Annotated in this window: 21 protein-coding genes and 1 pseudogene; 7 read left to right on the forward strand and 15 right to left on the reverse strand. The window is 72.3% G+C overall.

The window, feature by feature from the left end; translation table 11 throughout:
• Positions 1–19: 19 nt before the first annotated feature.
• From metG (ACZ7NC_RS31075) to ACZ7NC_RS31085, 3 genes are all read right to left on the reverse strand, one after another.
• Complete coding sequence (gene metG / locus ACZ7NC_RS31075; protein WP_471492820.1) at positions 20–1,603, reverse strand: methionine--tRNA ligase; 1,584 nt, start codon at positions 1,601–1,603, stop codon at positions 20–22.
• A gap of 42 nt (positions 1,604–1,645) precedes the next feature.
• Positions 1,646–3,361 carry a methionine--tRNA ligase gene (gene metG / locus ACZ7NC_RS31080; RefSeq protein WP_471492821.1) on the reverse strand — a complete coding sequence of 572 codons (1,716 nt, stop codon included), beginning with the start codon at positions 3,359–3,361 and terminating at the stop codon, positions 1,646–1,648.
• A gap of 156 nt (positions 3,362–3,517) precedes the next feature.
• Positions 3,518–5,590, reverse strand: coding sequence for a VWA domain-containing protein (locus ACZ7NC_RS31085; protein ID WP_471492822.1), 2,073 nt, complete (start codon positions 5,588–5,590; stop codon positions 3,518–3,520).
• A 276-nt stretch (positions 5,591–5,866) separates the two neighbouring features.
• Here ACZ7NC_RS31085 and ACZ7NC_RS31090 point away from each other — a divergent pair, with 276 nt between their 5' ends.
• Complete coding sequence (locus ACZ7NC_RS31090; RefSeq protein WP_471492823.1) at positions 5,867–7,948, forward strand: PhoX family protein; 2,082 nt, start codon at positions 5,867–5,869, stop codon at positions 7,946–7,948.
• Positions 7,949–7,963: 15 nt separating this feature from the next.
• On the opposite strand, the gene ACZ7NC_RS31095 is transcribed toward ACZ7NC_RS31090, so the two are convergent.
• Positions 7,964–8,908, reverse strand: coding sequence for a LysR family transcriptional regulator (locus ACZ7NC_RS31095; RefSeq protein ID WP_471492824.1), 945 nt, complete (start codon positions 8,906–8,908; stop codon positions 7,964–7,966).
• A 172-nt stretch (positions 8,909–9,080) separates the two neighbouring features.
• Here ACZ7NC_RS31095 and snpA point away from each other — a divergent pair, with 172 nt between their 5' ends.
• Positions 9,081–9,743: a snapalysin gene (snpA, locus tag ACZ7NC_RS31100; RefSeq protein ID WP_471492825.1), complete on the forward strand. Its 663-nt coding sequence runs from the start codon at positions 9,081–9,083 to the stop codon at positions 9,741–9,743.
• Positions 9,744–9,833: 90 nt separating this feature from the next.
• Here the strand turns inward: snpA and ACZ7NC_RS31105 are convergent, their stop codons facing one another.
• The 3 genes from ACZ7NC_RS31105 to ACZ7NC_RS31115 form a co-directional block, all read right to left on the reverse strand.
• Positions 9,834–11,777: an FUSC family protein gene (locus ACZ7NC_RS31105; protein WP_471492826.1), complete on the reverse strand. Its 1,944-nt coding sequence runs from the start codon at positions 11,775–11,777 to the stop codon at positions 9,834–9,836.
• A gap of 29 nt (positions 11,778–11,806) precedes the next feature.
• Positions 11,807–12,766 carry an endonuclease/exonuclease/phosphatase family protein gene (locus ACZ7NC_RS31110; protein WP_471492827.1) on the reverse strand — a complete coding sequence of 320 codons (960 nt, stop codon included), beginning with the start codon at positions 12,764–12,766 and terminating at the stop codon, positions 11,807–11,809.
• A gap of 131 nt (positions 12,767–12,897) precedes the next feature.
• Positions 12,898–13,689: an alpha/beta fold hydrolase gene (locus ACZ7NC_RS31115; RefSeq protein WP_471492828.1), complete on the reverse strand. Its 792-nt coding sequence runs from the start codon at positions 13,687–13,689 to the stop codon at positions 12,898–12,900.
• 111 nt (positions 13,690–13,800) lie between these two features.
• Here ACZ7NC_RS31115 and ACZ7NC_RS31120 point away from each other — a divergent pair, with 111 nt between their 5' ends.
• Positions 13,801–15,120 carry an aminotransferase-like domain-containing protein gene (locus tag ACZ7NC_RS31120; protein ID WP_471492901.1) on the forward strand — a complete coding sequence of 440 codons (1,320 nt, stop codon included), beginning with the start codon at positions 13,801–13,803 and terminating at the stop codon, positions 15,118–15,120.
• Here the strand turns inward: ACZ7NC_RS31120 and ACZ7NC_RS31125 are convergent.
• Both ACZ7NC_RS31125 and ACZ7NC_RS31130 read right to left on the reverse strand, forming a co-directional pair.
• Positions 15,035–15,952: a hypothetical protein gene (locus ACZ7NC_RS31125; protein WP_471492829.1), complete on the reverse strand. Its 918-nt coding sequence runs from the start codon at positions 15,950–15,952 to the stop codon at positions 15,035–15,037. The genes ACZ7NC_RS31120 and ACZ7NC_RS31125 overlap by 86 nt on opposite strands.
• Before the next feature lie 196 nt (positions 15,953–16,148).
• Positions 16,149–16,607, reverse strand: a complete 459-nt coding sequence (locus tag ACZ7NC_RS31130; RefSeq protein WP_471492830.1) for a hypothetical protein — start codon at positions 16,605–16,607, stop codon at positions 16,149–16,151.
• A 143-nt stretch (positions 16,608–16,750) separates the two neighbouring features.
• On the opposite strand from ACZ7NC_RS31130, the gene ACZ7NC_RS31135 reads away from it, so the two are divergent.
• Both ACZ7NC_RS31135 and ACZ7NC_RS31140 read left to right on the forward strand, forming a co-directional pair.
• Positions 16,751–17,962, forward strand: coding sequence for a PP2C family protein-serine/threonine phosphatase (locus ACZ7NC_RS31135; protein WP_471492831.1), 1,212 nt, complete (start codon positions 16,751–16,753; stop codon positions 17,960–17,962).
• 70 nt (positions 17,963–18,032) lie between these two features.
• Positions 18,033–18,668: pseudogene (locus ACZ7NC_RS31140) on the forward strand (hypothetical protein); the annotation flags it as partial.
• Between the two features lie 20 nt (positions 18,669–18,688).
• On the opposite strand, the gene ACZ7NC_RS31145 reads toward ACZ7NC_RS31140, so the two are convergent.
• The gene (locus ACZ7NC_RS31145; protein ID WP_471492913.1) at positions 18,689–19,252 is read right to left on the reverse strand and encodes a hypothetical protein; all 564 of its coding nucleotides are present in this window, start codon (positions 19,250–19,252) and stop codon (positions 18,689–18,691) included.
• A 142-nt stretch (positions 19,253–19,394) separates the two neighbouring features.
• On the opposite strand from ACZ7NC_RS31145, the gene ACZ7NC_RS31150 reads away from it, so the two are divergent.
• The gene (locus ACZ7NC_RS31150; RefSeq protein ID WP_471492904.1) at positions 19,395–20,327 is read left to right on the forward strand and encodes a hypothetical protein; all 933 of its coding nucleotides are present in this window, start codon (positions 19,395–19,397) and stop codon (positions 20,325–20,327) included.
• On the opposite strand, the gene ACZ7NC_RS31155 is transcribed toward ACZ7NC_RS31150, so the two are convergent.
• Complete coding sequence (locus ACZ7NC_RS31155; RefSeq protein ID WP_471492832.1) at positions 20,317–22,314, reverse strand: Ig-like domain repeat protein; 1,998 nt, start codon at positions 22,312–22,314, stop codon at positions 20,317–20,319. The genes ACZ7NC_RS31150 and ACZ7NC_RS31155 overlap by 11 nt on opposite strands.
• A gap of 278 nt (positions 22,315–22,592) precedes the next feature.
• Between ACZ7NC_RS31155 and ACZ7NC_RS31160 the strand changes: the two genes are divergently transcribed.
• A complete protein-coding gene (locus tag ACZ7NC_RS31160; protein WP_471492833.1) occupies positions 22,593–23,372 on the forward strand; it encodes a hypothetical protein in 780 nt (259 codons plus the stop codon).
• Between the two features lie 22 nt (positions 23,373–23,394).
• Here ACZ7NC_RS31160 and ACZ7NC_RS31165 read toward each other — a convergent pair whose 3' ends face one another.
• From ACZ7NC_RS31165 to ACZ7NC_RS31180, 4 genes are all read right to left on the reverse strand, one after another.
• Positions 23,395–23,670 carry a ribosomal protein L7/L12 gene (locus ACZ7NC_RS31165; protein WP_471492834.1) on the reverse strand — a complete coding sequence of 92 codons (276 nt, stop codon included), beginning with the start codon at positions 23,668–23,670 and terminating at the stop codon, positions 23,395–23,397.
• A 21-nt stretch (positions 23,671–23,691) separates the two neighbouring features.
• Positions 23,692–24,444, reverse strand: a complete 753-nt coding sequence (locus ACZ7NC_RS31170) for a GAF and ANTAR domain-containing protein (protein WP_471492835.1) — start codon at positions 24,442–24,444, stop codon at positions 23,692–23,694.
• A gap of 191 nt (positions 24,445–24,635) precedes the next feature.
• Positions 24,636–25,433, reverse strand: a complete 798-nt coding sequence (locus ACZ7NC_RS31175) for a TIGR03943 family putative permease subunit (RefSeq protein ID WP_471492836.1) — start codon at positions 25,431–25,433, stop codon at positions 24,636–24,638.
• Positions 25,430–26,434: a permease gene (locus ACZ7NC_RS31180; protein ID WP_471492837.1), complete on the reverse strand. Its 1,005-nt coding sequence runs from the start codon at positions 26,432–26,434 to the stop codon at positions 25,430–25,432. The genes ACZ7NC_RS31175 and ACZ7NC_RS31180 overlap by 4 nt, the downstream gene beginning before the upstream one ends.
• Between the last annotated feature and the right edge of the window lie 12 nt (positions 26,435–26,446).

The following is a 26,446-nucleotide window of genomic DNA, read 5'->3' on the forward strand; positions in this document are numbered from 1 at the left end:
CTTCACCTGAACCAGGGCCCTACGACGCCGGCCTCTCCTCCAGGCGCGGGAACAGCACCGCGCCCTTGGTGACCGTCGTACCGGCGGGGAGCCTTCCCCAGTCGGCCGTCTCCTGGATCCTCTGGTCCCGGAGACGGCCCAGGGAGGCTTCCGCGCCCAGCGAGTCCCAGAGTTTCCGGGAGGTCTCCGGCATGACCGGGTTCAGCAGGACCGCCACGGCCCGCAGGGATTCCGCGGCCGTGTACAGGATGGTCGCGAGGCGGGCCCGGCCTTCGTCGGACGGGTCCTTGGCGACCTTCCACGGCTCCTGCTCCGTGATGTAGCCGTTGACCTGCTTCACGAAGTCGAAGACCGCCAGGATGCCGCCCTGGAAGTCCAGGTCGTCGCCGATCCTCCGGTCCGCTTCCGCGACCGCCCTGGTCAGGCCGTCGTGGATCGCCCGCTCGGCCTCGCCGTCGGCCGTCGCCGCGGGCAGCTCGCCGCCGAAGTACTTGCCGACCATCGCGGCGACACGGGAGGCGAGGTTGCCGTAGTCGTTGGCCAGCTCGCTGGTGTAGCGGGCGGAGAAGTCCTCCCAGGAGAACGAGCCGTCCTGGCCGAAGGCGATGGCGCGCAGGAAGTACCAGCGGTAGGCGTCCACGCCGAAGTGCGAGGTCAGGTCCTGCGGCTTGATGCCGGTCAGATTGGACTTGCTCATCTTCTCGCCGCCGACCATCAGCCAGCCGTTGGCCGCGATCCTGCCGGGCAGCGGCAGGCCGTTCGCCATCAGCATGGCGGGCCAGATGATCGCGTGGAAGCGGAGGATGTCCTTGCCGACGAGGTGGACGTCGGCGGGGAAGGTCGTCTCGAACTTCGCCGGGTTCTCGTTGTAGCCCACGGCCGTGGCGTAGTTCAGCAGCGCGTCGATCCAGACGTAGATGACGTGCTTGTCGTCCCAGGGGACCTTCACGCCCCAGTCGAACGTGGAGCGGGAGATCGACAGGTCCTGAAGCCCCCGCCGTACGAAGTTCACGACCTCGTTGCGGGCGGACTCGGGCTGGATGAAGCCCGGGTCGGCCTCGTAGTGGGCGAGCAGCCGGTCGGTGTACTCGCTGAGCTTGAAGAAGTAGTTCTCCTCCTTCAGGAGCTCCACCGGCTTCTTGTGGATCGGGCAGAGCTTCTGCCCCGCGTACTCGCCCTCGCCGTCGAGCAGCTCACCGGGGAGCTTGAACTCCTCGCAGCCGACGCAGTACGGGCCCTCGTAGCTGTCCTTGTAGATCTCGCCCTTGTCGTGGAGATCCTGGACGAACTCCCGCACCCGGTCGGTGTGCCGCCGCTGTGTGGTGCGGATGAAGTCGTCGTTCGCGATCTCCAGGTGCTCCCACAGGGGCTGCCAGGAATCGTGGACGAGCCGGTCGGCCCACTCCTGCGGGCCGACCCCGTTCGCCTGCGCCGTGCGCAGGATCTTCTGGCCGTGCTCGTCCGTGCCCGTGAGAAACCAGACGTCCTCGCCGCGCTGGCGGTGCCAGCGGGCGAGGACGTCGGCCGCGAGGGTGGTGTACGCGTGGCCCAGGTGCGGGGCGTCGTTCACGTAGTAGATGGGGGTCGTGACGTAGTACGTCATGACCTCACTCCATCACACTCCGCGGGCGGCCCTCACGTGCTTTTACGCCGCCTCGCCGCCGAAGCGCTCCTTGTACGCCTCCAGGTCCTCGTCCGTGAGCTTGGCGAAGAGGACCGGGGGGACGGTGAAGGGGGTGCCGACCGGGACGGCGGTCAGGGATTTCGCCTCGTCCGGGCTCACCCAGGTCGCGGTGTCGTCCTTGAGAGCGAAGGCCTGGCGCATGGCTGCCGAGGTGGCCGGGATGAACGGCTCGGAGACCACCGCGTAGAGGTGGATCAGGTTCATCGCCGTGCGCAGGGTGAGGGCCGCGCCGTCCTTGTCGGTCTTGATCTCCAGCCAGGGGGCCTTCTCCTCCAGGTAGGAGTTGCCGGCCGACCACAGGGCGCGCAGGGCCGCCGCCGCCTTGCGGAACTGGAGGGCCTCCATGTGGCCCTCGTACTCCGCGAGCAGCTCGGCGATCTGCTCGCCCAGCTTCGCCTCCGCCTCGCCGGGCTCGCCGCCCGCGGGGACCTCCTCGCCGAAGCGCTTCTTGGAGAAGGACAGGACGCGGTTGACGAAGTTGCCGAGGGTGTCGGCCAGGTCCTTGTTGACCGTGGCCGTGAAGTGCTCCCAGGTGAAGGACGAGTCGTCGGACTCGGGGGCGTTGGCGATCAGGAAGTAGCGCCAGTAGTCGGCGGGCAGGATCTCCAGGGCCTGGTCGGTGAAGACACCGCGCTTCTGGGACGTGGAGAACTTTCCGCCGTAGTACGTCAGCCAGTTGAAGGCCTTGACGAAGTCGACCTTCTTCCAGGGCTCGCGGATGCCGAGTTCCGTGGCCGGGAACATGACCGTGTGGAAGGGGACGTTGTCCTTCGCCATGAACTGCGTGTAGCGGACGTCGGTGTCGACGTCGTACCACCACGACTTCCAGTCGCGGTTCTCCGGGTCCTGGTCGGACCACTCCTTGGTCGAGCCGAGGTACTCGATCGGGGCGTCGAACCAGACGTAGAAGACCTTGCCCTCGGCCGCGAGCTCCGGCCAGGTGTCCGCCGGGACGGGAACGCCCCAGTCCAGGTCACGGGTGATCGCGCGGTCGTGCAGGCCCTCGGTCAGCCACTTGTGGGCGATGGAGGAGGCCAGGTGCGGCCAGACGCCGTCGTGGCGGGCGACCCACTCCATGACCTCGCGCTGGAGCTTGGACTGGAGGAGGAAGAGGTGCTTGGTCTCGCGGACCTCCAGGTCCGTGGAGCCGGAGATCGCGGAGCGGGGGTCGATCAGGTCGGTGGGGTCGAGTACGCGGGTGCAGTTCTCGCACTGGTCGCCGCGGGCCTTGTCGTAGCCGCAGTGGGGGCAGGTGCCCTCGACGTAGCGGTCCGGGAGGAAGCGGCCGTCGGCGGGCGAGTACACCTGGCGGATCGCCCGCTCCTCGATGAAGCCGTTCTCGTTGAGGCGGCGGGCGAAGTGCTGGGTGATCTCGACGTTCTGCTCGCTGGAGCTGCGGCCGAAGTAGTCGAAGGCGAGTGCGAAGCCGTCGTAGACCGCCTTCTGGGCGTCGTGCGCCTGCGCGCAGAAGTCCGCCACCGGCAGGCCCTGCTCCTTCGCGGCGAGCTCGGCCGGGGTGCCGTGCTCGTCGGTCGCGCAGATGTAGAGGACCTCGTGGCCGCGCTGGCGGAGGTACCGGGAGTACACGTCCGCCGGGAGCATGGACCCCACCATGTTGCCCAGGTGCTTGATTCCGTTGATGTACGGAAGGGCGCTGGTGATGAGGTGTCGAGCCATCGGGGGCTGCTCCCAGGTCGGTCTTCTTGCTGCTTTGCGAACCTTGAAATCGTAGCCGACATGGGTGGGCCGCCCGCTTCCCGTTTTGAGGGGTGGGAAGGGGGCGGCCGGTTGTCTCCGACGGTTGAGCGGTGGGTGTACGGGGGTTCTACGGCGTTACGGGCGCCAGGTGGCCAGGATGCCCTCGTAGACCTCCGCGTCCGTGAGCTCCTTCGGGGTCTCGCCCGCCAGGAAGTGGGACGTGTTGTCCAGCTTCAGTTTGCGGAGGTAGTCGAAGGCCTTGTGCTCCGGGTCTCCGAAGGCGACGAAGGAGAAGAAGACGGCGGGGTGGTTCTTCGCGGCGTCCGTGAGGGCGTGGGTGGCCGGGGTCTTCGCGTCGGGGGCGCCGTCGGTCTGGAAGACGACGAGGGCGTGGGTGCCGGGGGCTTCCTTGCCGTGGTGGGCGAGGACTTCCTCGACGGCGGCGTGGTAGCTGGTACGGCCCATGCGGCCGAGGCCGGCGTGGAGGTCGTCGATCTTGTTCTCGTGGTCGGTGAGGGTGAGCTCGCCGGTGCCGTCCACCTCGGTGGAGAAGAAGGTGACGTGGACCTTGGTGTTCTCGGGGCCCTGGGGGTCGAGGTGGGCGGCGAGGGCGAGGGTCTGCTCGGCGAGGGCCTGGGCGGAGCCGTCCTTGTAGTACGGGCGCATGCTCGCGGAGCGGTCGAGGACGAGGTAGACCTTGGCTCGGGTGGCTGTGAGGCCGGCCTGGGCGAGGGTGGTCGCGGCTGTGTCGTAGGCGGTGCGGAGGGTGGGGGGGATGGTGGCGTCCCGGCCTTCGGCCGGGTTTTCGTTCCCACCCGCACCACCCGTACCGCTTTCGTCGTCGGCTGCGAGTGGCCCCTGTGGGGCGTCCTCGCCGTCGGCGGCTGCGACCACGGGCTCCGGCTCGGGGGTGACGGCCACCTCGGGCTCCGGCTCGGGGGTGGCGGCCGCCTCGGGCTCCGGCTCGGGGGTGGCGGCCGCCTCGGGCTCCGGCTCGGGGGTGGCGGCCGCCTCGGGCTCCGGGGTCACCTCGGCGCCCGGCTCCTCCGCAGCAGCGACAGCCTCGGGCTCCGACACCGGCTCCTCGACGGCTGCGGGCTCCTCGGCCGCCGTGGGCTCCTCGACGACCGGCTCTTCGACTACGGGCCTCTCTGCGACGGGCTCCGCCGCGACGGGCTCCTCGGCGACGGGCTCCGCAGTTACGGGCTCGTCGGCGACCGGCTCCTCGGCGGCGGGGTTCGTCTCCGCGACCGGCTCTTCGGCCTCCGGCTTCTCGGCGGCGGGCGTCTCCGCGACAGGCTCTACCTCAGCCGGTTCCTCAACGGCGGGGGTCGTCTCCGCGGCCGGCTCTTCGACTACGGGCGTCTCTGCGACGGGCTCCGCCGCAGCGGGCTCCTCGGCGGCAGGCGTCTCCGTGACCGGTTCTTCGGCCTCCGGGTTCTCGGCGGCGGGTGTCTTCGCGACGGGCTCTGCCGCAGCGGGCTCCACCGCAGCGGGCTCCTCGGCGACCGGCGCCTCGACGGCAGGGGTCTCCGTGACCGGCTTCTCGGCCACCGGCTCGGCCTTGGCCGGCTTCTCGGTCACGGGCGTTTCCGCGACGGGCTCTGCCGCAGCGGGCTCCTCGGCCACCGGCGCTGCCTCGGCCGGCTTCTCGGCCTCCGGCTCCTCGGCGGCGGGCGTCTCTGCGACCGGCTCCACCGCAGCGGGCTCCTCAACGGCAGGCGTCTCCGCGACCGGCTCCTCGGCCACCGGCGCTGCCTCGGCCGGCTCCTCGGCGACGGGCGTCTCCGCGACGGGCTCCGCCGCAGCGGGCTCCTCCGCGACCGGCGTCTCCGCGACGGGCTCCGACGCGACCGGCGTCTCCGCGGCGGGCGTCTTCTCGGGTGTCCGGTCCTCGATCGTCGGGGTCTCCGCAGGCGGCTCCGTCGGCTTGGGGACCGTTACGTTGTCGAACGCCGCCGAGACCAGCTCGTGCTCGTCGCCGTCGTCCTCGTCCGGAGGCGTCGTGGCCTCGGTGCGGGACGGTGCCTGCGGTTCCGCGAGCCGGGGTTCCGGTACCTGGGCGGTGGCCGTCGGCTGGGGTTCCGGGGACGGACCGGGGACCGTCGGCTGCGGTTCCGGCGAAGGCGTCGTCGCACCCTCTGCTTCGGCGCCACGCCCCTTGCGTGACCGGCCGAATGCGTTCCGCAGGAGAGTGAGAATGCCCATGTGCGCAACCCTTCGCGTGAGTTGATGCCCGTAGATCCCTGGCCAGGACGGACACGTAAGGTTAGCGGCCCCAGATGGCGATCTTGGGGAGGGGCGGACACCTGGGGTCCCCATGAGTCAAGGGCCACATCAGGTCGATCGAGGGCGGCGCGGCAACTGCCGTACAGATACCTCTGGTTCACCGTCCGTTCATTCAAACGCCCCGCTGCCGCACAAACGTGCCCCTACCGTCCCCAAGGCTGCATTCAAGGGGAAGCAAGGGGAGTACCAAGAGCCATGCGTATCCAGTTGCCGATCGTCAGTACCAACAGTGACTCGCATCACGGTGGCAGAGCCGCCCTGACCTGCCGCTTCCGGTGTGGTGACGCCTGTTTCCACGAGGTGCCCAACACCACCGCCAACCCGTACGTCGGTGATGTGATCGCCGATGCCCTCAGCCGCCGTACCGTGATGCGCGCCGCCGCCGTCGTCACCGCGGCCTCCGCCGTGGGCGCCTCCGCCACCGTCGCCGCCCCGAAGGCGAGCGCCGCCGAGGACGCCGCGACCACCGCCGCCACGAGCACCCGCCACGCCTCCCGCGGCGCGCGCGGCCTGCGCTTCGAGCCCGTCGCGCCGAACACCGCCGACGCCGTGACCGTCCCGGGCGGCTACGGGCAGAACATCGTCATCCGCTGGGGCGAGCCCATCCTGCGCGGCGCGCCCGCCTTCGACCCGGAGAACCAGACCGCCGAGGCGCAGTCCAAGCAGTTCGGCTACAACAACGACTTCCTCGCCCTGCTCCCGGTCCCGGGCGAGTACAACCGGCAGATCCTCGTCGCCAACCATGAGTACACCGACGAGGTGATCATGTTCCGTGGTTACGACGCCGCCAACCCCACCGAGCAGCAGGTCGAGGTCGCCTGGGCGGCCCATGGGCTGTCCGCCGTCGTCGTCGAGGGTGACCGCAGGAGCGGGAAGCTCACGCCCGTCACACGGCACCCGCTCAACCGGCGTGTGACCGCCACCTCCGAGTTCAAGGTCACCGGCCCGGCCGCCGGCTCCGACCTGCTGAAGACCTCCGCCGACCCGACCGGCACCAAGGTCCTCGGCACGCTCAACAACTGCTCCGGTGGCGTCACCCCGTGGGGCACCACGCTGCACGGCGAGGAGAACTTCAACCAGTACTTCGCCAACGCCACCCGTGCGACCGACAAGCGGTACGGCCTCGGGACCGGTGCGACCGAGCGCAAGTGGGAGCGGTTCGACAAGCGCTTCGACGTGGCGCAGGAGCCCAACGAGCCGCACCGGTTCGGGTACGTCGTCGAGCTCGACCCGTACGACCCCACCTCCAAGCCGCGCAAGCACACCGCGCTCGGCCGCTTCAAGCACGAGGGTGCGACGGTCCGGCTGACCGAGGACGGCCGCCCGGTCGTCTACTCCGGTGACGACGAGCGCTTCGACTACTTCTACAAGTTCGTCGGCAGCAAGCGGATGAAGACGGGCAGCTCGCGCGCTGTGCGGGAGCACAACCTCTCGCTGCTCGACGAGGGCACGCTCTACGTCGCCAAGCTCACCGGTGACTCCCCCGCCATCGAGATCGACGGCACCGGCAAGCTCCCGGCCGACGGCGAGTTCGACGGCAGCGGCGAGTGGATCCCGCTGGGCACCGCGACCGCCGACGGCGCTGTCTCGCACGTCGAGGGCATGACCGCCGAGGAGGTCTTCGTCTTCACGCGCCTCGCCGGTGACAAGGTCGGCGCGACGAAGATGGACCGGCCCGAGGACATCGAGCCGAACCCGCACACCGGCAAGGTGTACGTCGCCCTCACCAACAACACCAAGCGCGGGGTCGACACCAACCCCAAGGCCGACGAGGCCAACCCGCGCAACGCCAACAAGCACGGCCAGATCCTGGAGCTGACCGAGCGCTGGAACCGCGCCGACAGCAAGAAGTTCGCCTGGACGCTGTTCCTGGTGGCCGGTGACCCGAACGATCCGGCCACCTACTTCGCCGGGTTCCCGAAGGAGGACGTCTCCCCGATCTCCTGCCCGGACAACGTCGCCTTCGACTCGTACGGCAACCTGTGGATCTCCACCGACGGCAACCAGCTCGGCTCGCACGACGGCCTCTTCGGTGTCGCCACGCGCGGTGACCGGCGCGGTGAGCTCAAGCAGTTCCTGACGGTGCCGAAGGGCGCGGAGACCTGCGGCCCGCTCATCCAGGACCGCCGTGTGCTCGTCGCTGTGCAGCACCCGGGCGAGATCGACGGCGCGACGGCCGAGAAGCCGCTGAGCGCCTGGCCCGACGGGGCCGGCAAGATCAACCGCCCGGCCGTCGTGGCGGTCTGGCGCGAGGACGGCTGCGACATCGGCGTCTGATCCCGCGGACACCGATCACGGGAGGGCTGGGACCGGCGGCTGCCGCTCACCGTCGTGTTCCAGCCAGACCCGGTACGCCGGCGCCTGCCGCGCCGCCTCCCAGTACGCCTCCTCCAGCGCGGGATAGACCCCGTCGAGGTCCGTCTCCGTACGGGCCGCGAGGAGCAGGCGTACCCCGAGCGGGTCGCCGTGCAGGCGCCGTACCGCCATCGTGGGGCTGTCGGCGTGGGTGGGCTGGCAGACGGCGACCACCTCACCGGTGGCGACCAGGGCGTCGGCCGTGTAGTAGTCGCCGTGCAGGACATGGGGGTTGACGCCGGCCGCGCGGAACATCCGCTGCACGGCGTCCCACTCGCCGTCCACCGTCGGGTCGACCATCCAGCGGTCGTCGGCCAGGTCACGCAGATGGACCTCGGACTGTGCCGCGGCCGGGTGGTCGGTCGGCAGGGACACGAACTGCGGCTCGCGCCGCATCAACACGCGTAGCCGGAGCTCCGGCGGGATGCGCAGCGGGCAGCCCTCCACCTCGTGCACGAAGGCGACGTCGAGCTGGCCGTCGGCGACCATGCGGAGCAGGGCGTTCGGGGAGACGTTCATATGGAGCGTGGGGTCCTGGCCGTGGCCGCGCAGCCGGCGCAGCCAGCCCGCCAGCGCCTTGCTCGCCGTCGAGCCGACCCGCAGCTCCGTGCCGCCCACCGCGGCCGCCCTCGCCTCCGCGACCAGGGCGCGCATATCGGCCACCAGCGGGCGGGCACGGCTGAGGACCAGGCGGCCCAGCGGGGTGGGGCGACAGCCGGTTCGCGCACGCAGGAACAGCTCGCCGCCCAGTTCCTGCTCGATCCGCCGCAGCTGTGTGCTGAGCGACGGCTGGGCGACACCCAGCTGGCGGGCCGCCCGGTGCAGACTGCCGGTGTCGGCTATGGCGCACAGTGCGCGGAGGTGTCTCACCTCGAGCTCCATGCCCTGGGAGACTAAAGCGGACGCACTGGTTTCACCAGCCGCACAAATCCCCCCTGATGCCCGCCAATTGGGGTCCTGATAGGGCCGGGCTATCACCGATTGCCATCATCACAGCGGCCAGACAGGCGCAGACACTCGCCTTGACGACTCACCCCCCACCTAGGAGTCATCGATGCGCATGTCCTTTTCCCTGTCCGCCCGTTCACTGACGGCGGTCGGTCTCGGTGTGGCGGCTCTCGGCCTCGGCTCGGTCGCTCCGGCGACGGCTGCCCCGGCCCCCGCGCACATCGGTTTCGTCGCCAAGTCGGCCGATTCCGACGCCAGTCGGGCCTTCTTCCAGGCGGTCCTGAAGTCCGTCGCCGAGAAGCGCGCCGAGAACCCGAGCGCCGCGGCCGTCACCGTCACCTACGACGCCTCCGGGGCGCCCACGTTCAGCGCGCAAATAGCCCGCAGCACCCAGATATGGAACAGCTCGGTGTCCAACGTCCAGCTCCAGCAGGGCTCGAACGCCGACTTCACCTACCGCGAGGGCAATGACTCGCGCGGCTCGTACGCCTCGACCGACGGTCACGGCAACGGCTACATCTTCCTCGACTACCAGCAGAACAAGGAGTACGACTCCACTCGCGTCACCGCGCACGAGACAGGGCACGTGCTCGGGCTGCCGGACCACTACGAGGGGCCGTGCAGTGAGCTGATGTCGGGCGGCGGACCCGGCCCGTCCTGCACGAACTCCCAGCCGGACGCCAATGAGCGGGCCAAGGTCCAGCAGCTGTGGGCCAACGGGTTCGCCGCCGCGATGGACAAGGCCCTGCACAAGACCGCCCGTCGGTAACACCGGTTCTCCGGACCCCACCCCCCACAAGGCGCGGTCGCCCTCCTGCACGGGGCGGCCGCGCCGATCCGCGCCCGGAAACGGTCGGCTTCAGCGAGGGGAAGCGATCGCGCGTGCCGCCGCCACCTCTTGCCGTAGGGGCTCCAGGACGCTTCCCGAAGGGCCGGTGAGGTCCGTGCGGACCGCGTACAGGGTCTCGGCCTCGCGCACTCCCTGCGCCAGCTCCCGCAGCTGAAGGGTCACTTGCGTCACTTCCGCGGGGGACGGCGATGGCGCCCCGTGGCGCACCCGCACCCCGGCCGCCGTCGTCGCGTCCACGATCCGCTCCACCGCCACGACCAGCGGCCACCACGCGGCCGCCCGGCGTCCGGTGGGCGGTGGTTCGGTCAGGGCGCGCTGGAACTCCGTGCGGATGGCGGAGAGGTCGCGGTAGAGCCGGCGACGCATCCGGGCGCGGGCCGACGGGTCGACTGCGGTCGGTCCGAAGGCGGCCTCCACATAGCGCGCCGTGTCGTCCACGGCGCCCGCGAGCCGGTCGCCGACCCGGGTGTGCCAGCTCTCCGGCCACAGCAGATACCCGGCGACGAGGGCGATGGCGCAGCCCAGCAGGGAGTCGGCCAGGCGGGGCAGCAGCAGCCCGGTGCCCTGGCGGTTCAGGACGTCCGACAGGAGCAGGATCACCGGCGTGATGGCGGCCGTCTGGTAGCCGTACCCGCGCGGGGTGAGCGCCGGGATCAGCGGGGCGAGGAGCAGCAGCACCGGTACGTCCCACCATCCGCGCGGCACCTCCGCCAGCACCGCCGCCGCGATCACCAGCCCGGCGACGGTGCCGAGGGCGCGCAGCAGGGCGCGGGAGAAGACGGAGCCGAAGTCGGGCTTGAGGACGAAGGTGATGGTGAGGGCGACCCAGTAGGAGCGGGGGACCGGGATGATCGACACCAGGATCTGGGCCAGCCCGATGCACAGGGCGAGGCGCAGGCCGTAGCGCCAGGAGGCGGCGGACAGGGCGACGTTGCGGGCGGCTCGGGCGGTGCGGATGCCGAGTGCCGCCGGGCGGCCGAGGCGGTCGTCGATGCCCCGGAGGTCGACGTCCGGGCCGGCGACGACCTCGGCGGCGTGGCGCAGGGCGTGGTCGACGGCGCGGGCGGTCTCGGTGGTGGGGGTGGGGAGCCTCAGGCCTGTCGGTCCCGTGTAACCGGTCTCGACGGCCGAGGCGAGATGCCGTACGGCCTGTGGGACCTCGGGCGGCAGCGGGGTGCCGCTGAGACGGGCGGCGGGGGCGGCCTCGACGACGGGGATGACGGCGTTCAACTGGGCGAGCAGCCGGGCGAGTTCGGGGCTGCGGCCGTGGTGGCGGGCGCGGTGGGCGAGGACGATGTCGTACGACTGGTTCAGGGACTGGGTGACGGCGTGCCGGGCGTCGTCGTACGCCTGGGTGCCGCCGCCGACCGCCGTCAGCAGGTCGGCGGCCGTCCGGTAGGTGTTCGCGACCGCGGTCCGCTCCGGCACCCCCGACCGCAGCGGCCAGGCCAGCAGCGCGAGGGCCAGGACGAGCAGCCCGCCGCCGGACATCAGCAGCGGCGCCAGCCACCACTCGCCCGGCATCGGCAGTCCCGCGCCCACCACGCAGGTCAGCAGCAGCACCAGCCCCGACGCGGAGGCGACCGCGCCGATCGTCGAGATCATCCCGGAGACCAGCGCGACGCCGGTGAGGACGGCGACGGCGAGCCACCCGCGGCCGTACACCAGGGCGCCGAGGGTGATGCCGACGGCGCCGAAGAGCTGCGGGATGGCGATGGTGGGGATACGGACGCGGTAGGCGGCGGCGGTGTCGCTGATGACGCCGTTGAGGGCGCCCATGGAGGCGAGGGCGCCGTAGAAGGGCCGGTCGACCGCGAGTCCGACGGCCAGCGGGAGGGCCATCGCGAGGGCGGCGCGGATCACGGCCGTCCGGTTGACGGGGGCCGGCTGGGCCCGGAGGTTGCGCACGAGCCAGTCGGGGGGTGTGAGGCCGATGGGGAGCTCGCGGGGCATGCGGCCCATTATGGGCACCCCTGTTCAGCTCATCGGCGCTGGTGGAGCGTGAGGTCGGCGACAAGGGCGCGGTGGTCGGTGTCGGTCAGGTCGAGGAAGCGGGCGGTGCGGACGGAGAGGTCGGCGGAGAGCAGGACATGGTCGATCTGCACGCCGAACGCCGGTGCGGTCCGGGCCGGCCAGCTGGGTGTGCGGTCGTGGCCGGCGAGCCGGGCGGCGTCCTGGAGGCCGGCGTCCAGGATGCGGCGGAAGGCGGCGTGGTCCTGGGAGGCGTTGAAGTCCCCGGCGAGGACGAGCGGTGTCCTTCCGTCCTCGGCGGCGAAGTCCCGCAGCTCACCGAGTTCCCGGCGCCACAGGTCGGTCCGGCCGGGCAGCGGCGGCATGGGGTGCGCGAGCTGGAGCCGTACGGCGTGTCCGCGTACGTCGGCGACGGCGCCGGGCATGGCCATGGTGCCGTCGATGCCGGCGGCGGGGTCGAGCGGGAACCGGCTGAGGACCACCGACCCCTCCGACCCGCCGGCCACCCGCGCCGCGCGGTGCGGATAGTCGCCGCCGAGGGCCTTCCTGAGCGTGGCGTCGCAGGTGTACTCGCACTCCTGGACGAACACGATGTCCGGCTTCTCCCGGCGCACGGCGGCGACGAGGGCGTCGGTCGCCTGCCCGAACTCGACGTTCGAGGTCAGCACCCGGAAGGAGACGAGCGGGGGCCCGCCGGGCTGGGTGGTCTTGCCGTACGGCTCGATGAACCAGGCCAGCAGCCCGAGCAGCACGACCGCCCACACGACACCGAACCACCAGCGCGAGAGCAGCGCGAGCAGCAGCCCGAAGCCGGCGGGCACCAGCAGCCAGGGCAGGAAGGCGAGGAACTGCGGGACCGGGGTGATCCCGTCGGTGTCGAAGACCCGGCACCCGACGATCACGCTGACGCCCAGGAACAGCAGCCCGGCCGGCCAGACACCGGCCCGCCGCCGGGCCCGTCGCTCTGGCATGTCGTCCGGGTGAGCCGTCCACTCGGCAGCCGCAGTATCCACGTCCCGGCCTTCCGTTCGCGGGTGGGATGCCCGAATCCTCCCTCAAAGGCGGGGGCCGTGGGGCGAAAGTTGCGCGGGGGCGGGAGGAGTCAGTCCCGGGGGCGCTTGTCGACACGCGCCAGGAACTCCCCCAGCGCGGCGTTGAACTCCCCCGGCCGCTCCAGGTTCGGCATGTGTGCCGCCCCCTCGATCACCCGGAGTACCGAGTCCGGGAGTGCCGTGTGCATGGCCTCGGCGTCCGAAACCGGGGTGTAGGCGTCGTCGGCGCCCACCACCACCAGGGCGGGGGCGGTGACGCGGGTCAGCAGGGCGCGGTAGTCGGGGCGTTCGGCGCGGCCGCGCAGGGCCGCCGCGGCGCCCTCGGGCGGGGTCGCCGTCATCATGCGGTGGACATGGGCCTTGACCTCGGCGGTCGCGTACGGCGCGACCATCTTCTCCAGCACCTCGTCGGCGTATCCGCGCATGCCCTCGCGCAGCAGCCGGTCCGCCATGGCGCCCCGCGACCGCTTGCCCTGCGCCGTCTCCGCCGCCGGGAAGGTGTCGGCGAGGACCAGGGCGCGGACGCGCTCGGGGAAGCGGGCGTAGCACTCCATGACGATCTGGCCGCCCATGGACAGGCCCGCCAGGGCGAAGGTCTCCACCTTCAGGTCGTCCAGCAGGGCCTCGATGTCCTCGGCGAAGGCGGAGAGCGGGGTGATGCCCGGTACGACCGGGGAGGCGCCGTAGCCGCGCAGGTCGGGGGCGATGACCCGACGGGTGGCCGAGAACTCCTCGATCTGCGGGGTCCACATCGTGCGGTCGAAGGGGTGGCCGTGGACGAGGACGAGGGGGACCAGCGAGGAATCCACGCCTTTGTCCTCGTATGCGAGGAAGGGGCTCATACGGACGACCCTAGATCGGCCCAACTCCTCGGTGCAATAAGATCTTTGCCCTCGGTGCAATGTCAGGGTGAGTATCCGGGTGTGTATCAGGGGGAGCATCAGGGGGAGTACGTGGAGGACTACCGGCGCATCGCCGATCGCATCGCCGACGAGATCACCGCCGGACGGCTGAAGCCCGGCGAACGACTGCCCCCGCAGCGGCTGTTCGCCCGGCGGCGCGGAATCGCCGGGTCGACGGCGGGGCGGGTGTACGCCGAACTCGTCCGGCGCGGGCTGGTCGTCGGCGAGGTCGGCCGGGGGACCTTCGTGCGGGCCGCTCCCGCGGGCGCCGGGCCGGCGCTCGTCGAGGCCGCGACCGAGGCACCCGTGAACCTGGAGCTCAACTACCCCTCCGCACCCGGCCAGTCGGCCCTCCTCGCCCCCGCCCTCGCACCCCTGCAACGCCCCGACGTCCTGACCGAGGCCCTGCGCCCGGCCGCAGCCACCGGCACACCCGCGGCCCGCCGGGCGGCCGCCGACCTGCTCGCCACCCCGGGCTGGCGCCCCGCCCCCGACCGGATCCTCTTCACCGGCAACGCCCGCCAGGCCGTCGCCGCCACCCTCGCCTCCCTGGTCCGGCCCGGCGGCCGGGTCGGCGTCGAGGCGCTGACGTACCCCGTGGTCAAGGACATCGCCGCCCGGCTCGGCATCACCCTGGTGCCGCTGGCCACCGACGAGGAGGGCCCGCGCCCGGAGTCCGTCGCCGCCGCCCACCGCACCGCCCCGCTGGCCGCGCTGTACCTCCAGCCGACCCTGCACAACCCGACCTCGGTGACGACGAGCCCCGAGCGCGGACGCCTGCTCGCCCGTACCGCGCTCGACCTGGGCATCCCCGTCGTCGAGGACCGCATCTGGTCCTTCCTCGCCGACGGCGACCCCCTCGCCGCCCACGCGCCCGGCCTCACCCATGTCGTCGACGGCCTGTCCAAGCGCGTCGCCCCCGGGCTCACCGTCGGCCTCGTCGTCGTACCGCAGGAGCGGGTGCGGGCGGTGGCGGAGGCCGTGCGGTCCGGGGGGTGGAGCGCGGGGTCGTTCGCGCTGGAGGCGGCCGTGCGCTGGATCGGGGACGGGACCGTGCGGCGGCTGGTCGCGGCCAAGCGGGCGGACGCGGCACGCAGACAGGGGATCCTCGGCGAGGAGTTGCGCCCCTTCGCCGTACGGTCCGATCCGCGCGCCTATTTCGCCTGGTGGGAGCTGCCCGCGCCGTGGCGGGCCGACACCTTCACGGCCGCCGCGGCGGCGCACGGCATCGCGGTGACGCCGGGCCCCGCCTTCGCCGTCGGCGCCGGCCGCACCCCGGACGCCGTCAGACTCGGGCTCGGGTCGGCTCCTGAGCCGGATCTGCGGCGGGCCCTGCGGACGCTCGCCGGCGTCGCACGAGGAACTCCGTGACCCGGCAGGCCAGGGCCACCGTCAGACCGAGGACGACCAGCAGCCAGGACACCGTGCGCAGGGTCCCCGTCAGGGCGTCGTAGATCGCGCCCGCGGCCGGGCGGTGCGCCGCCTCGGGCACGTCGGCCAGGGTGAGCCGGCGGCCGATCGCGACCGCCAGGGCGAGGAACGCGCCGCCCAGGGCCGTGCCCAGCGCGGTCGCGGTGACCGCGCGGCGGCGGCACGCGGCGACGGCGATGCCGGTCGCGGCGAGGACGGCGGCCGAGACGGGCAGCCAGAAACCGGCGACTTCGAGCACGTCGTACCCCTTCCTGAGCCGGTCCAGTTCGCCGGCCGGGAGCACGGGGACCGCGGTGTGCTCGACCGGGATGCGGTGCGCGAACGGGACGTGGTCGTCGGTGAGCCGGCGCTTGACCTGGGCCGTGACCGGGGCCAGATCGACGGTGACGGTACGCTCGCGGCCGTCCTGAAGGGCCCTCAGCACGGCGTCGTGGACCGCCTTGTTGCCCGCGTTCCACGCCGTGTGGAAGGCCTCGGTCCGGGTGAAGGAGCGCACCGCGTCGGCCACGAAGGGGCGCACATTGCCGGGCGAGGGCGCGGCCGGTGACGCGTCCAGCACCCGATCCACCTCATGCATGATCCCGGAGCCCACGGTGTCCGCGACCGCGCCCTGCACCGCCGGATCCGCGGCGAGCGGCGCCATCGTCGCGACATACCTGCCGGTGTCGGCCAGCCCGTACGTCACCCAGGCCGCCAGCGCGCCGAACGGCACGAGGAGGCACGACAGGGCGATCAGCGCTGCCGACAGGGCGTTCCGCAGACGGGTGGGCACCCCTTCAGGCAACGGCCACGGGGGCAAAGGCGCCAGCGCGGCGCCTGCATACGGCCGCACGGAACCGCTCTCCGGTGGAGGGTTCACCCGAACGGGTGTCTCATGGATCAGGGGAGCGAGCGGGCCGGGTGTGTGGGTGGATGAAGGGGAAACGGGCCGGCCCCGGCCGTGGTGCCGGGGCCGGCCCGTGCACTCCTCAGTCCAGGCGGTGGCCCTGGGCGTCCTCGTGCGTGTAGTAGCGGTAGAACATCACGACGAAGCAGACCGCGCCGACCACCAGCCCCATCGTCGAGGACCTGAGCACGGACGCGTCGGTCTGGCTGTACAGGAAGCCGAACGCGCCGCCGGTGAAGCCCGCCCACACGATGGCGTGCTGCTCGCGCCTCATGTGCGGGGCGAGGGCGCGGACGCCGACGTAGAGGATGATGAACGCGATCGTCGTGACGAAGCCGAAGAGCAGGTTCCAGCCGGTGATCTCGCCGCCGGAGCGCCGGTTCGCCGCCGCCCAGTAGCCGTAGACCAGCCCGAGGACGAGTGGTACGGCCACGCTCGCGATCTGGTGCGTGCGCGCGCCGAACACATCGGGCAGGTGGCTCGGGCCGGTCACCGCCGTCCCTGAGGCCCGTCCGCCGGGCGCGGGTGCCGCATGAGCCATGAGAGCACTCCTCTCTCCTCGCCCCCGCCCTCCAGCGCACACCTGGGGCGCTCGGCAAGCAAGTCGACGTGCGTGTCGATCTCGGTGACATGTGCTCGGGTACCCGGATGCGGCGCGCTGAACGTCGTGCTTGTCTGAGGCGCATGAGGGCCGTCAGCGACGGTGCAACCGGCCTGAAGGGCGACGCGCCCCGGCAGGGGCTGCTGCGCGTGCGGGGCCGCAGCGTCGGCTGGCTCGCGCCGCTGGTGCTGCTCGTGGCCATCGTGCTGATCGACTTCCACACCAGCAGCGACTTCCGGATCCTGTCCTGGACCGTGCTGGTGCCCGGTATCGCCGCCGCTATCTGCGGAGTGCGGGGGACGGCCGTGTACGCGGTGCTCGCGCCCGCCACCTACGTCGCCGCCGACGCCGTGCTGCCGCACGAGTACCAGGCCGGGCCGGCCGACCTCGTGCTGGCCGGCATCGGTGGTGTCCTCGCCACGCTGGCCTGCGCGGTCCGGGTGCGCGGCGAGCGGCGCATGCTGCACATGCAGGACGTCGCCGCGACCATCCGCCGCACCGTGCTGCGCCCGCTGCCGCCGGGCTGGGGCGGTCTGGAGCACGCGGCCGTCTATCTCGCCGCCGACAGCGAGGCCCGGGTCGGCGGCGACTTCTACGACATCCAGATCGGCCTGCACGGCACCCGCGTCATCGTCGGCGATGTCCAGGGCAAGGGGCTGGGGGCGGTGGAGGCGGCGGCCGCGCTGCTCGGCACGTTCCGTGAGGCGGGGTATCACGAGCCGGACCTGGCGACGGTCGCCATACGGCTGGAGGAGCGGATACAGCGACTCATCCGCATGCGGGCAGCGCTCGGGCGGGAGGACGGCGACCGGTTCGCCACGGCCGTTCTGATCAGCTTCCCCCAGGCGGATCGGGAGGGGGTGGACACGGTCGTTCTCGGCCATGACTGTCCGCTGGTCGTCGGCCCCGACGGGGTACGGCCCCTGCCGCCCGGCGGCCATGCCCTTCCCCTCGGCATGGGCGAACTCGACCCCGCCGCCGGCCCGCCGCCCGCCCTCCGCGTGCGGTTGCGTCCCGGGGAGACCCTGCTGCTGACCACGGACGGGGTGACCGAGGCACGGGACGGCGCCGGCGACTTCTACCCGCTCGCCGCCGATGTCGCCGAGGCCGTCGCCGCGGACCCGGGTATCGCACGGCCCGGGCGGCTGGTCGCGTTCGTGCGGGAGCGGACGTTGCGGCACTGCGGAGGGCATCTGGCCGACGACACGACGGTGTTCGCGGTACGGCGGGACGGTGGCGGAAACGGGGTGGGGAAGGTGGGGAATGGGGACGGAAGCGGACGTTTGCCGGCCTGAGATCCCCCCTTTGCACCCGCAGCGGTTACGGTGCTGCCGTAAGTGATCGACGGGGGATGGGGAGGGACCGATGCCCGGAACCGTGCTGCTGCTCGCCGCCTCACCGGTGGGCAGGGGCTGTCTGGTGGACGCCGCCTCCGTGCTTCCCATCCTGGCCGCGGTGCCGCCGGCGGTGCTGTCGGGTACCGAGACCGCGAACGTCGTCGAACTGGCCGACCCCCTGGAACCGCAGGCCGTCCTCACCCGCCTGCGCGCGGCGGCGGTCGCCCCCGGGCCGCTCACCGTCTTCGTCGCCGGCCAGCTCCAGTTGGACCGCCGCCAGCATCTGCCCCACCTGGCGCTGGCCCGCTCCACCCCGGCCACGGTCCGCTACACCGGCTTCCCCTGGCACTGGTTCCGTGAGGAACTGCGCCTGCGCGCGCCGGGTTCGACCTCCCTCGTCGTCGATCTGCACGCCGACCCGGAGACCTGGGAGTGGCTGCGCGGCAACCCCCTCGACTCGGGCCGCGGCAGCGCGGTGTACGGCCGTATCGCCCCGCCCCCGAACCGCCGTACGGTGGCGGGCCCGGCGTACATGAAGGCGGTGGCCACCCTCCTGCGCAGCGGCCATCGCCCACCCCTGGACCAACTCCACCAACAGGCACTCGCCCGCATCGCCCCGGAGGCGGGCCCAGCCACAGACATCGTCCTGACAGCCCAAACCCCCACACACCCCCCCGCCCCGCCCTACCTCCCACCCCGGTCCCCCCTGCCGACCCCGACGCCGTCCCCCGCACCCGCCTCTACGCCGAGCGCTGCGCCGACCTCTGCGTCGAGCCCTGTGCCGGGTTCTGGGTCGGCTTCTGCGTCGAGCGCTGTGCCGGTTTCTGGGTCGGCCCCGATGCCGAGCGCTGTGTCGAGCCCGGCGTCGGCTCCTGCGTCGGCTTCTGCGTCGAGCGCTGTGCCGGTTTCGGGGTCGGCCCCGATGCCGAGCGCTGTGTCGAGCCCGGCGTCGGCTCCTGCGTCGGCTTCTGCGTCGAGTCCTGTGCCGGTTTCGGGGTCGGCCCCGATGCCGAGCACTGTGCCGAGCCTGGCGTCGGTCCCTGCGCCGACTTCTGCGCCGAGCCCTGGCTCGGTTTCGGAGTTGGCCCCCATGCCGAGCGTCTTGCCGAGCCCGGCGTCGGCTTCTGCGTCGAGTCCTGTGCCGGTTTCTGGGTGGGTCCCCATGCCGAGCACTGTGCCGAGCCTGGCGTCGGTCCCTGCGCCGACCTCTGCGCCGAGCCCTGGCTCGGTTGCGGAGTCGGCCCCCATGCCGAGCGCCTCGCCGAGCCCGACGGCGGCCCCTGTGTCGGCTTCTGCGTCCAGCGCTGTGCCGGATTCTGAATCGGCCCTGACGCCGAGCGCTGTGTCGAGTCTCGCGCCGGTCTCCGCGTCGGCCTACACGCCAGGCCCTGTGTCGGCCTTTGGGGCGAGCGCTCCGTCGAGTCTCGCGCCCACCTCCACGCCGAGCCCCTCGCCGGTCACCGTCCCGAGCAACCCGCCGACCCTTGTGCTGGCCCCCCTGTCGAGCACCTCGCCGCCACCCGCACCGAGCGCCCCGCCCAGCCCAGCGCTCAGCCCTGCGGAGAGCCCGGAGCCCAGTCCCGCCCGCCAGGCACCCGCCCCGGCCCAAGCCCCCGGCCGGAGCCCCACCCCCGCCCTCCCGGCACCCACGTCTGACCAAGACCCCGCCTCCAGCCCCGACCAGAACTCCGACTCCGCCCGCCCGGCACCGACCTCTGACCACGACCCCAGCCCCGACCAGAGCCCCGCCCCCGCCCGCCAGGCACCCGCCCCTGACGGCGACCCCGCCCCCAGCCCCGACCAGAGCCCCGCCCCCGCCCGCCAGGCACCCGCCCCTGACGGCGACCCCGCCCCCAGCCCCGACCAGAGCCCCGCCTCCGCCCGCCAGGCACCCGCCCCGGCCAACCCCCACGACGCCATCACCGCTGCCGTGCAGTCAGGGCGGCACGGTGAGGCCGATGTGTTGGCTGCCAGGGAGGAGCAGGGGGCCGTGCGGGCTCATGGGGTGGGTTCTCAGGAGGCTCTGCACTGGAGTGAGGTGCGGGCCGATCTGGCGATGCTGGCGGGGGATCCGGTGCGTAGTTGCCGGACCTGGCTGTCCGTGGCCGCGGCGCGGCTCGGGGCGGGGCAGGCGCCCGACGCGCCCGCGGTGGAGGCCGCGGTCGACCGTGCTCATCACCAGTGGGGCCAGGTCCGAGACGCGGTGCTCGCGCGTGAACTGGGGGCCGCGCTGGCGGAGTTGAGGAGCAAGGTGCCAGGGCGCCGGCGCGGCGCCCTGGCGAACGTGCATCAGCGGCTGGAGCAGCTCCAGGTCAGCGGGTGAAGGTGAAGAACTTCCACGCGCCGTACGTCGTCGCGTTGACGTTGTCGCCCGACAGCGTGTCGACGTAGGACGAGCGGATCCGGAAGCGGACGCCGGTGGGCGGGTTGTCGTCCAGCAGGACGGAGTCCCTGCCGTAGCTGTCGAGGCCGAAGTACTCCGTGGCCGTCGTGTGCCAGGCCCCGCTGTAGAACTGCTGGATCTGGAACTGGTACTTGCGGCCCGGGTACATCGTCATCGCCGTGTTGTAGACGGGGTCCTTGGACTGGCGGAAGTAGTAGTACGTCTCGTTCCAGGCCGTGGCCGTCTTGTAGGAGCCGCTCAGCGACGACGAGACGCTCACCTTGGTGTAGACGGTGTTGGTCGTCGTCTTCGCCGCGTACCGCGTGTCACCCGTGAACTTCGCGCTGACCTTGGCGTCGCGGGTGAGGCGGACGGTCGCCGTCAGGTTGCCGCCGGCGTCGACCGTGCCCTTCTTGACCAGGGCGTTGGGCTTGTCGGAGCCGTAGGGGTCGGCCCAGATCTCGACCGTGCGGTTCTTGTACGTGGTGCCGAGGTGCGTGGTGAAGGTGACGCTGCTGTTGTAGCCGTACACCTTGAGGTTGTTGTTCAGCGTCAGCGTGGTCGCCGACTTGGCGACCGCCACCGAGCGCGCGGCCGTGGCGCCCGCGTGCTCCGCGTCACCCGCGTAGGAGACGGTGTACGTCACCTTGCCGCCGGCCTGCGGGGTGTCCGCGAAGGAGTACGAGCCGTCCGCCGCGACCGTCGTCGTGCCGAGCGCCTTGCCCGCCGGGGACTCGTCGTCGGTGCGGGTGACGGAGACCTTGGTGCCGGCCGGGAACGCGGCGGAGGACGTCAGGGAGCCGCTGACGGTGAGGGCCTGCGCACGGGGCGCCGTCGCGGGGGCGTTGGCCGTCAGGGTGGTCGGCGTCTTGGTCGGGGCGTCGAAGATCCGCAGCGAGTACACGTCGCTGTCGTTCAACGACACCGCGAACAGCTTGCTCTCGTCCGGCGCCCACGCCAGGCCGCGCGCGGCGAGGGTGTCGGAGCCGCTGCTGGTACCGGTGTTGGGGAAGTCGTACTGCTTCACCGGGGTCGACACGCCCTGCTTGAAGACGTGCACGTCCGGGTCGTACCAGGAGAAGGTGCCCGCCGCGACATCGCCGCTCGGGGCGATGTCCACCGCGTTCGGGTAGGTGTTGGTGACGTACTTGCCGTCCGCGGAGAGGTCGGAGAGCTTGTAGACCGCCTGGTAGTACGGGGACCCGCTGGCGGTGATGACGTCCTTGCCGTCCGGTGTGACCGCGAGGTCGGCGAGGTTGCCGCCGCCGGTGTTCCCCGGGTCGAAGGCGTACGCGGTACGGCTCGCGGTGCCCGACGAGACGTCGTACACGGCGAGTTCGACCGGGCTCTGGCCCGGCGCGCCCGCGACCAGGGTGCCGGGGGCGCCCGCGGCGGCGTCCAGGATCGGGGCCTCGTAGAAGGTACGGCCGGTGTCCTGGCCCAGGGTGAGGACCGGGTCGGTGCCGCTCAGGTCGAGCGAGCCGATGTTGCCGTCGCCGCCGGAGCCGTAGCCGAACCAGAGCTTGCCGCCGGTGAGGGCGACGTACTTGGGAGCGGCCGTGCCGGTGGACCAGCGGTGTGCCTCGGTCGCGGTCGCCGTGTCGATGGCCACGAGCGCGTCGGCGTCCCCCACGGCCGCGTACAGGGTGCCCGAGTCGGGCGAGAGCTCCAGGCCGCGGACACCGGGCAGCGAGCCGACGGTGCCGACGACCGCGCCGGCGTAGTTCGTGACGACGACCTGGCCGGCGGTCGGGTCGCTGATGAAGACCCGCTGGTGGGCCCCGTCGACGACGACGTCGCCGGTCGACTTCAAGGGCAGGGTGGTGCCGGCGTCGGCGGCGGCCGACCCGGCGCCGGCCGCGACCAGGGCGGCCGAGCTGAAGAGGACCGCGAGTGCCGTCGCGGCCGGAAGAGTGCGTCTGCGCACGGTTTTTCGAACCCCCCGGAACGAAAAAGAGGTAGGGGGACGCGGCAGGAAGAAGGCACGCGTCTCGCCTTGAGTGATCGAAGGCTAGGTCATGGCACTGACAGCCGGGTGATGGAAGTCGTAAGAGGCCGGTGAGAACGGCGGCGACCTGGAAGTGCTGACCTGATCGGGCGTCACCCGGACGGCCCGGCGCGCTGGTGGAGGTGTCGGTGGGGTGGTGCCTTAGGAGGACGTGGCGATCTTGACCGCGTCCTCGACCCCGGCCCAGGAGGCCCGCGATGCCCCGTTTCCCGGTCCGTGCCGTCATCGTCGCGGTGCTCTCGGCAGGCGCCCTGCTGAGTGCGCCCGCGTGCTCCGTCGTCGCACCGGACCGGACGGACCGGACCGTGGGTGCCCCGGCCTCCCCGGGGGCCGCCGGCACCGCGTCACGGGCCCCCGCGGCCGAGCCGACGCTCACCGAGGCGCAGGCACAGGCCGCCCTGATCAGCGAGGCCGACCTCGGTGAACCCTGGGTGCCCACCGAGGGGTTCGCGACCTGGCGGGAGTCCATGCTGAAGGCGAGCGCCGAGCCGGCGGAGTGCCGAAGGCTGCTCGAAGCCCTCTACGCGGAGGACCTGTTCGGGGCGGATGCCCGGACGCGCGCCTCGACCGGCCTTGACGACGAGTGGGAGGGGGCCCAGCTGCGCTACCAGATCGTGGCCCATCGGCCCGCGGACGTGGACCGGACACTGGCGTGGCTCGGCTCCATGCCGGAGCGGTGCGGCCGGTTCAAGGCGACCGCCCGCGGCGGGCGGATGGCCGTGGAGGTCAGGGAGAGCGAACTGCCGCGGGTCGGCGACGCCCGGCAGGGTCTGCGCCTCGTCCTCACGGGCCTCTCCGAGTACGAGGACGCGCCAACGCTCACCCTGGACGTCGCCGTCGTACGCGTCGGCGACGACACGATCACCGTCACCGACGGCGGCCTCGCGGAGGTATCGGCCGACGCCACCTGGGCGGCCGTGGAACTGGGCGCCCACCGCCTGGCGGAGGTCAGGAAGCAGGGCAGGCAGGACGTGTGAGCGAGGCGCGGTGCCGTGCCCGCTATGCCATGCGCTCGACGGCGTCCTTTGCCTCTTTCAGGCCCGCCCCGGTGATCTCCCGGTAGACCTTGATCGCCTGGATCTTCTTGTCGTCCCGCAGCAGCGCGACGACCTCCTCCATCCGGGGCTCGTCCTCCCGCAGACCCAAGTGGTCCATGATCACGTCGAGTTTGCGCTCGACCCGGGCAACTCGCCGATCCGCGCGGGAGACCCGGTTCTCAAGGGTGAGCATGACGATGAGCGCGACCGCGGCGAGGAGGAAACCTATTGAGTCCATGGCCAACGATCTTAGAGACAGTTATTCGCGCTGATCCCGGTCGAAGCGCAGCCGATGCGCCACCACGTCCCCCGACACGTCGAGCGCCGTACGCCCGTGCGAGAACGAGTGCGCCCGCAGCCGGGCCAGCGCCTCGTCCGTGCCGACGCCCAGCTGGGCCATGATCATGCCGGTGGCCTGGTAGACCTGGTCATGGTCGGCGGCCAGGCCGTTCAGCCACCCGTCGTCACCCGGCTCGTCGTCCTGGTCCGAGTGCGGCAGCTCGATCAGCGCCATGGTCATCAACCCGGCCACCAGCCGCGCCATCCGCAGATCCCGGTCGGTGAGGTCGCCGGGCGAGTCGCTGTACAGGTCGAGCGTGCCCACGCACACCGCCTCGTTGCCGAGCGGCACCGAGTACGACGCCCGTACCCCGGCGGCCGTCGCCTCCTGGGCGAAGACCGGCCAGCGCAGCACGTCCTGGCCGCCCGTCAGGTCGCGGGCGAGCACGGTCGCGCCGCTCTCCGCCGCCGACTGGCAGGGACCGTCGCCCAATGTGGCCTGGATCTCGGTCACGAACGCGGCCCGCGCACTGCTCGCGCCCAGCTGCACGGGCATGCCCTCGCTGTGCAGCGACACGCTCGCGCCGGACACGGGCAGCAGTTCCACGGCGACCTCGCACAGCCGCGCCGGGACCTCGCCGGGCCCCGCGTCGCGTACACCCTCGGCGAGCGCGTTCGCGGCACCCGCCCACTCCTGCTCCGGCTCACCACGGTGATTGTCTATAGGCCGCACGGCAGCCTCCTCGCCCCTCCTCGATCTGAGCGTGGCCCTGCCCGGCCCGAACCCCGGCGGTCACTTCACCGCTCGCCCCGGACCACGCCCGACTACCCTTGGCCCGCACCGCGAAACGCCTTCGGCAACCGTGCCCAAAGGGGCGCTATCAGCCACGTCGGCGCCGCGGACGACCGCTGCCCGTCCCGGCCTCACCGCTTCTCGTACGGATCCGCCGGCTGCCCGGTCCGCCGCACCGATCCGGCGTCCAGCACCGGCGGCCACGCCGCGTCCGTGCCGAGCCCGCCCTCGGGGCGCCAGGTGCCGGTGACGGTGACCCACGCGTCGGCCGGCGGAGCGTCCGCGCCCCGGATCTCGACCTTGCCGACGGCGGCGTCGGCGGCGCAGCAGGCGATGAGGAGGCGGGTGACGTACCAGGTGCCGTCGGCGTCGCGGGTGACGAAGCCGGTCAGCCGGACGGTACGGCCCGACAGCGACCGCCCGCTGTCGTAGATCGCCCGGGAGCTGAACTCGGACAGCGTCAGCCCCACCGGGTTCCCGGCCGGCAGCGCGGGAAAGTGCCCGACCCCCTGCGCCGCACGTTGCGCCGCCTCGCGCTCGGCGCTGTAGGAGCCGAGGGCGGGGGGCGGGAAGAGGAGAAGGGCGAGGGCGGGGAGGGTGAGGAGCCAGGCGATACGGGGGCTATGGTGACCGCCATGCTGCTCGGAATAGTCGGGGGACTCGTCGTGCTCTTCGTGCTCGCCGCGCTGATCGCGGGCGGCGTGTTCGTGGGCCTCGTCCTGCTCGCCCTGCTCGCCGTGCGGTTCCTGTTCCCGGCGCCCGACGACCGCCGCCGCCACCCCCAGCGCCACCAGCAGGAACCCGGACGCGACCAGGTATGGCCGTAGCCCCGACCGCACATACCGCAGGTACAGCTCGCTGAACAGGGCTATCCGCAGCATCGCCGCGCCCGTCAGCAGGAGCAGCACCGCCGGCCCGTACCGCCTCACAGCAGCCACCATCCCACCAGCACGCTGCTCACCACGGCCACCACCCAGGTCACGGACGAGAACCGCAGGGCGAAGGACCGTCCGAAGGTCCCCGCCTGTAGGGCGATGAGCTTCAGGTCCACCATCGGGCCGACCACCATGAACGCCAGCCGCGCGGTCGGCGAGAAGCCGCTCAGGGACGCGGCGACGAACGCGTCGGCCTCGCTGCACACGCACAGCACGACCGCCAGCAGCGCCAGGAGCAGCACCGACAGCCAGGGCGAGCCGGTGAAGAGATCAAGTACCGAGCGGGGCACCGCGATGTTGAAGGTCGCCGCGGCCGCCGCGCCGAGCACCAGGAAGCCGCCCGCGTGCAGGAAGTCGTGCTGTAGCCCGGCGGTGAAGGCCCGCAGGCCGGTGGCGCCCGGGTGGGCGTGCCGCTTGGGCGGCCGCAGCCATTCGTCGCGGCCGAACCGGGCCCACAGCCAGCCCATCACCACGGCCGTGGCCAGCGAGGCGACCAGCCGCCCGAGGACCATCTCCGGCTGTCCGGGGAAGGCGACGGACGTGGCCACCAGGACGACCGGGTTGATCGCGGGGGCGGACAGCAGGAAGGCGAGGGCGGCGGCCGGGGCGACGCCGCGGCGCATCAGGCTCCCGGCCACCGGTACGGACGCGCACTCGCAGCCCGGCAGGACGACACCGGCCACGCCCGCGACGGGCACGGCGAGGGCCTGATTGCGCGGCAGCAGCCGCTTGAAGACCTTCTCCGGTACGAAGGCCCCGATCGCCGCCGAGACGACCGTGCCGAGCAGCAGAAACGGCACGCCCTGCACCGCGATGGCCGTGAACACGGTCCACCAGGCGGCGACGGGCGGGGTGTAGAGGTCGAGGGCGAACATCGGGCCGAGGACCGAGGCGACCGTCGCGATGGTGATGAGCGCGGCGCCGCCGAGCACGGCGTACACGAGCGCGCGTACGACGAGCCGCAGCCCGTCGACCACGGTCCGCTGGTTCTCCACCGTGCCCGTCCC

The sequence above is a fragment of the Streptomyces sp. NPDC111802 genome (genome assembly GCF_055634335.1).

Bases quoted from the DNA above. Each gene is read 5' to 3' on its own strand.
- metG (WP_471492821.1), bottom strand. From the start codon at position 3,361: ATGGCTCGACACCTCATCACCAGCGCCCTTCCGTACATCAACGGAATC.
- ACZ7NC_RS31095 (WP_471492824.1), bottom strand. From the start codon at position 8,908: ATGGAGCTCGAGGTGAGACACCTCCGCGCACTGTGCGCCATAGCCGAC.
- ACZ7NC_RS31135 (WP_471492831.1), top strand. From the start codon at position 16,751: ATGAGGGCCGTCAGCGACGGTGCAACCGGCCTGAAGGGCGACGCGCCC.
- ACZ7NC_RS31115 (WP_471492828.1), bottom strand. From the start codon at position 13,689: ATGAGCCCCTTCCTCGCATACGAGGACAAAGGCGTGGATTCCTCGCTG.
- ACZ7NC_RS31110 (WP_471492827.1), bottom strand. From the start codon at position 12,766: ATGCCAGAGCGACGGGCCCGGCGGCGGGCCGGTGTCTGGCCGGCCGGG.
- ACZ7NC_RS31160 (WP_471492833.1), top strand. From the start codon at position 22,593: ATGCCCCGTTTCCCGGTCCGTGCCGTCATCGTCGCGGTGCTCTCGGCA.
- ACZ7NC_RS31105 (WP_471492826.1), bottom strand. From the start codon at position 11,777: ATGCCCCGCGAGCTCCCCATCGGCCTCACACCCCCCGACTGGCTCGTG.
- ACZ7NC_RS31145 (WP_471492913.1), bottom strand. From the start codon at position 19,252: ATGGGGGCCGACTCCGCAACCGAGCCAGGGCTCGGCGCAGAGGTCGGC.
- ACZ7NC_RS31090 (WP_471492823.1), top strand. From the start codon at position 5,867: ATGCGTATCCAGTTGCCGATCGTCAGTACCAACAGTGACTCGCATCAC.
- snpA (WP_471492825.1), top strand. From the start codon at position 9,081: ATGCGCATGTCCTTTTCCCTGTCCGCCCGTTCACTGACGGCGGTCGGT.
- ACZ7NC_RS31085 (WP_471492822.1), bottom strand. From the start codon at position 5,590: ATGGGCATTCTCACTCTCCTGCGGAACGCATTCGGCCGGTCACGCAAG.
- ACZ7NC_RS31165 (WP_471492834.1), bottom strand. From the start codon at position 23,670: ATGGACTCAATAGGTTTCCTCCTCGCCGCGGTCGCGCTCATCGTCATG.
- metG (WP_471492820.1), bottom strand. From the start codon at position 1,603: ATGACGTACTACGTCACGACCCCCATCTACTACGTGAACGACGCCCCG.
- ACZ7NC_RS31130 (WP_471492830.1), bottom strand. From the start codon at position 16,607: ATGGCTCATGCGGCACCCGCGCCCGGCGGACGGGCCTCAGGGACGGCG.